Genomic DNA, 5072 nt, shown 5'->3' with positions numbered 1-5072 from the left:
TTTTTATTTCCAAGCGGCGTTGAGGAACTTCGATGGACAAGCAAATTAAAGTAAAGAATATCCCTGTAGAGGTGAAAATCCAAAAACCGGATTTAAGCCGTCAAGATGATAGGTTCAATCCCCGAAATCGTATTTATGTGCGTGCCGTAAAAGGCCTACATCAATTACTTAGGCAGCGCATTGGCTTTTTAGGCCTACTTGCGTTCATGTTACTTCCTTGGATTAATTTTAATGGCCAGCAAGCTGTGCTGTTTGATCTAATTGGTCAAAAATACAATATTTTTGGTTTAACGCTATGGCCTCAAGATTTTACCATATTAGCGTTTATTTTTATGCTGGCAGCATTTGCGCTGTTTTTAGTGACGACCTTCTATGGACGGGTGTGGTGTGGTTACACTTGCCCGCAAACTGTTTGGACTTTTATTTTTATTTGGTTCGAGGAAAAGCTTGAAGGCACTGCCAATCAGCGTAAAAAACTCGATCAACGACCCATGGACTTTGATAAGTTTTGGCGTAAAACGGCAAAGCATACTAGTTGGGTATTGTTTTCGTTATATACCGCTATTTCTTTTGTGGGTTACTTTACGCCAATAAGGGAGTTACTTCCTGATTTTGTAACGTTTAACGTGGGTGGTTATGCACTAGTCAGTATTATTTTCTTTGCTGCGTGTACCTATGGTAATGCCGGTTGGATGCGAGAAATTATGTGTTTACACATTTGCCCTTACTCACGTTTTCAATCAGCTATGTTTGATAAAGATACATACACCGTAACGTATGACGAAAGCCGTGGTGAAAGCCGTGGTCCTCGTTCACGTAAAGTAGATCATGAAGATTTAGAGCTAGGCGACTGTATCGACTGTAACTTGTGTGTTCAAGTGTGCCCAACAGGTATTGATATTAGAAATGGGTTACAAGCTGAGTGTATTAATTGTGGTGCATGTATTGATGCGTGTGATGGCGTAATGGATAAAATGGAATACCCGCGTGGGCTTATTTCATATACGACAGAGCGAAACCTCGAAACGCCAGAAAATAAAACGAATCCACTACGAGCTAAAATCATTGGTTACACGGTCATACTTGTTGTGCTTACGGGAGCACTTGTAGCTAATATAGCACTGCGTAAAACAATGGACTTTGATATCATTCGTGATCGAAACCAATTATATCGTGTCGATTTTGATGGTTTAGTAGAGAACACCTACACATTAAAGGTAATTAACAAGGCGCAGTACGAGCAAACTTTTAATATTAAAGTACAAGGGTTAGATAACTTTAAGTATATTGGTAAGCAGTCATTTACTGTGCAGGCAGGGGAATCTCATAACGTGCCATTGTCACTTGTAATGGACCCTTATGATTTGAATGCGCCGATGACAGAGTTTAACTTTGTGCTTTCACCGGTAGATGAGCCGGATGAGACAATATCGCAGCCGAGTAACTTTTTTAAAGCGCGATAATCACAACCTACCTTAAATAGGTGAGTTGATATAGCAATTAACAAAAGCGGGTATATAACCCGCTTTTTATTTTATATAAGAAGAGTATGAGTAAATTTAGTTTTATTGACTTAACACCTGACCTAATACTCGATGCAATAGAAAGCGTAGGTGTGTACGCCGAATCTGGTTTGTTGGCCCTCAATAGCTATGAAAACAGAGTGTACCAATTTAAAGCAGATGATGGTCTGCGTTACGTAGTGAAGTTTTATCGCCCAGAGCGCTGGAGTAAAGAGCAAATTCAAGAAGAGCATGACTTTGCATTTGAACTGGCTGAAGCGGAAGTACCTGTTGTTGCCCCTATTTTATATAATGGGCAAAGCTTGTTTGAACACGAAGGTTATTTGTTTGTGTTGTTTCCAAGTGTAGGTGGGCGTTTATTTGAGGTTGATAACTTAGATCAGCTTGATGTAATGGGGCGTTTAATTGGCCGTATGCACCAAGTGGCTAAAACAAAACCTTTTACTTACAGGCCAACAGTTACCTGTGATGAATATTTGCATACAGCCAAAGTTCATCTTCAAAAAAGTAATTTAGTGCCTATGGGAATAAATACCGCCTTTTACACTATTTTAGATTTAGTGATAGAGCAGGCGCAAAAACAGTATAAAGATGTACAAAGTATTCGCTTACATGGTGACTGTCACGTTGGCAATATTTTGTGGGCAGGCGACGCGCTCATGTTTGTAGATTTAGATGATAGTCGCCAAGGTCCTGCAATCCAAGATCTATGGATGATGCTCAGTGGCGATAGAGCGACGCAACTGTTACAGTTAGATACCCTTGTGAATGCGTATGAAGAGTTTTGTGATTTTGATCACTCTCAACTCAAATTAATTGAACCGCTGCGAGCGATGCGTATTATCCATTATATGGGATGGGTAGCTAAACGATGGAGCGATCCTGCCTTTGTGCGGAACTTTACATGGTTTGCTGATGACAAATACTGGGAGCAACAAATTTTAGCATTGAAGGAGCAACTTGCAGCATTGCAAGAAGCGCCGTTAAAGTTATTGCCGTAATCTTTTATTTAAAACAAGTACACGAGATATACATGCTTAAAAAATTAAAACTGAGTTTATTACTTTTATGTTTACCATTTGCAGCATTTGCTGCACAGTTTGAAGTTGATAATCAATACACTGTTATTGATGTAGACAAAAGTACATCGCCACAAGTAACCGAGTTTTTCTCATTTTACTGTCCACATTGTTTTAAGTTTGAACCCGTAGCAAAAGCAATTGAACAAAGCCTACCAGAAGGTGCTGAGTTTATTAAAAACCACGTGAACTTTTTAGGTGGCGTGTCACCACAAGCACAAAGTAATTTAAGCTTTGCTTATTTAATTGCTAAGCAGCATGGTCAGGCGCAGAGTATTAGCGATCAAATTTTTAAAAGTATTCATGTGCAACGCGCACCGTTAACTGAAATGAAAGACGTTAAAAAATTACTTGAAGTAAACGGTATTGATAGCGCAACGTTTGATCAAGAAATTGCAAGCATGCCAGTTATTTCGGCAGAGCAAGCAATGCAAAACAAACAAAATAAATATTCAAAATTAGGCGCACTTACAGGTGTACCTACTTTTATTGTTAACGATAAATATAAAATAAACCTCAATACCATCAAAAACCAAAAAGAACTTGATGAGTTAGTAGCGTTTTTATTAGCACTATAAATTTCGGAGCATAATAATGATTAAATTAGTTAAAGCAGGTTTACTTGCAGTACTACTTCCTATGGCGGCAACAAGCTTTGCAGCAACGTACGAAGAGGGCGTGCATTACGATGTGGTTTCTGAGCGAGCAACTAAAAAGCCAGAAATTAAAGAGTTTTTCTCATTTTACTGCCCTGCATGTAATAACATGGAAGCATTAATTGGTGAATTTAAGCCTAAGCTTGATAAAAACGTTAAATTTAAAAAGAGCCATGTTGATTTTGTAGGTGTACGTGACCCTGAAAATCAACAGATGATGAGCCAAGCACTAGCTACTGCAGAAGTGCTTCCGCAAAAAGATAAAATTGTCTCTGCAATCTTTAATCATATCCATACCAAGCGCGCTAAATTTAATGAGCTTGCAGATGTAAAAGATATATTTGTAGCACAGGGCGTTGATGGCGATAAGTTTGATAAACTTTTCAAAAGCTTCTCGGTACGTACGCTGAGCTCTAAAATGAAACGCGATCAGGACTACTTCAAAGAAAAAGGCGCACTACGTGGCGTACCTACATTTATTGTAAATGGTAAGTATAAATTAAACCTAGGTCGTGAGTCGGGTATTACTGAGCCAGAAGACATTGGTAAACTGATTAATTATTTAGCTAGCAAATAAATTTAGCTAAAACTAAAAAGCTCCTCAGGGAGCTTTTTTTTATGGGCAACGTTTACTGAGCGTATTTATTTACGCTGTAAGAAAACACCCGACTCAATGTGATGCGTATAAGGGAACTGATCAAATATAGCAAAGCGCTTAACGTTGTGCGTACGTGTTAAGTGATCAAGGTCACGCTCAAGGGTTTCTGGATTACACGATATATAAATTATGCTTTCGTAGTTAGCCACTAAGTCACACGTTAATTTATCCATGCCTGCGCGCGGTGGATCAACTAATATGGTTTGGCAGTCATAGCTTTTAAGATCAATACCGTCTAAACGAGAAAAAGTACGTTCGCCATTCATTGCTTGAGTAAACTCTTCACTAGACATACGAATAATATCTAAGTTCTCTACGTTATTTTTAGCAATATTGTATTGAGCAGAATGAACAGATGATTTTGATATTTCCGTCGCTAATACTTTATTAAAAGAGCCTGCTAGCGCAATAGAAAAGTTTCCGTTACCGCAATAAAGTTCTAATAAATCATTTTTAAGTGGCTTACATAAATCTTGTGCCCACTCCAGCATATTAATATTTACTTTTGCATTAGGCTGAGTAAAGCTATTTTCTACTTGTTGATAAATAAGCTCTTGACCATTAACTGTTAAACGCTCAGTTACAAAGTCATCACCCAGCACTTCTTTTTGTTTGCGAGCGCGGCCTATAAAGTCAATTTTGTATTTACTGCTTAGTTTTTCTTTAAGCGCTTTAATTTCACTTAACCATTCATCATCAAGTGGTTTGTGATAAAGCAAGCTTACTAAAATTTCACCGCTTAGCGTTGATAGGTAATCGATTTGAAATAACTTACGACGTAATATTTCACAAGGCTTAAGATGCTCAATCATCACCTGCATTATTTCACCTACTAGAGGCGCTGCGGGATCAAATGTATCAACACGGATTTTTTCTTTTGTTTGTTGATCAAACATAATGTGAAACAGATCGTCACCATCGTGCCATACTCTAAATTCAGCACGTTGGCGGTAGTTAGTTGGCTCTGAGCTAAATACTTCTAATTGCTCCACACCAAAACGTTGGAACTGTGCACTAATACGCTGCTCTTTTTCACTTAACTGCGCTTGGTACTGTGTGGTATCTATTTTAATAACTGCCATTAACGCTACTACCTTATCTAAGATCTGTTTATCGGCGCTATTGTAGGGAGCGCTGCGTATTTGTCTAGTTTTGG

At 38.4% G+C, this 5072-nt stretch carries 5 protein-coding genes; 4 read left to right on the top strand and 1 reads right to left on the bottom strand.

The features are described 5' to 3' along the window. The first annotated feature begins 32 nt into the window (after positions 1-32). The 4 genes from ccoG to ENH88_RS03900 all read left to right on the top strand — a co-directional run bounded on the left by ccoG (position 33) and on the right by ENH88_RS03900 (position 3835). Positions 33-1463 carry a cytochrome c oxidase accessory protein CcoG gene (gene ccoG, locus ENH88_RS03915; protein ID WP_304179737.1) on the top strand — a complete coding sequence of 477 codons (1431 nt, stop codon included), beginning with the start codon at positions 33-35 and terminating at the stop codon, positions 1461-1463. A gap of 86 nt (positions 1464-1549) precedes the next feature. Then, entirely contained in the window at positions 1550-2524 is a 975-nt protein-coding gene (locus ENH88_RS03910) for a serine/threonine protein kinase (protein WP_008137601.1), read from the top strand. A 32-nt stretch (positions 2525-2556) separates the two neighbouring features. Then, positions 2557-3180: a thiol:disulfide interchange protein DsbA/DsbL gene (locus tag ENH88_RS03905; RefSeq protein ID WP_304179730.1), complete on the top strand. Its 624-nt coding sequence runs from the start codon at positions 2557-2559 to the stop codon at positions 3178-3180. Positions 3181-3196: 16 nt separating this feature from the next. Next, positions 3197-3835, top strand: a complete 639-nt coding sequence (locus ENH88_RS03900; protein WP_076926100.1) for a thiol:disulfide interchange protein DsbA/DsbL — start codon at positions 3197-3199, stop codon at positions 3833-3835. A gap of 65 nt (positions 3836-3900) precedes the next feature. Here ENH88_RS03900 and trmA read toward each other — a convergent pair whose 3' ends face one another. Further along, on the bottom strand, positions 3901-4998 hold the full coding sequence (trmA, locus tag ENH88_RS03895) for a tRNA (uridine(54)-C5)-methyltransferase TrmA (RefSeq protein WP_304179739.1): 1098 nt from the start codon (positions 4996-4998) through the stop codon (positions 3901-3903). Positions 4999-5072 lie beyond the last annotated feature (74 nt).

The organism is Pseudoalteromonas prydzensis, assembly GCF_011050055.1.
Classification (GTDB): Bacteria; Pseudomonadota; Gammaproteobacteria; order Enterobacterales; family Alteromonadaceae; genus Pseudoalteromonas; species Pseudoalteromonas prydzensis_A.
The sequence above is the reverse complement of the archived record's forward strand: the minus strand, read 5'-3'. Positions and strand labels throughout refer to the sequence as shown.

What these genes read in the sequence shown, in the direction of transcription:
- ccoG (WP_304179737.1), top strand. Translation starts at nt 33, where the DNA reads ATGGACAAGCAAATTAAAGTAAAGAATATCCCTGTAGAGGTGAAAATC.
- ENH88_RS03910 (WP_008137601.1), top strand. Translation starts at nt 1,550, where the DNA reads ATGAGTAAATTTAGTTTTATTGACTTAACACCTGACCTAATACTCGAT.
- ENH88_RS03905 (WP_304179730.1), top strand. Translation starts at nt 2,557, where the DNA reads ATGCTTAAAAAATTAAAACTGAGTTTATTACTTTTATGTTTACCATTT.
- ENH88_RS03900 (WP_076926100.1), top strand. Translation starts at nt 3,197, where the DNA reads ATGATTAAATTAGTTAAAGCAGGTTTACTTGCAGTACTACTTCCTATG.
- trmA (WP_304179739.1), bottom strand. Translation starts at nt 4,998, where the DNA reads ATGGCAGTTATTAAAATAGATACCACACAGTACCAAGCGCAGTTAAGT.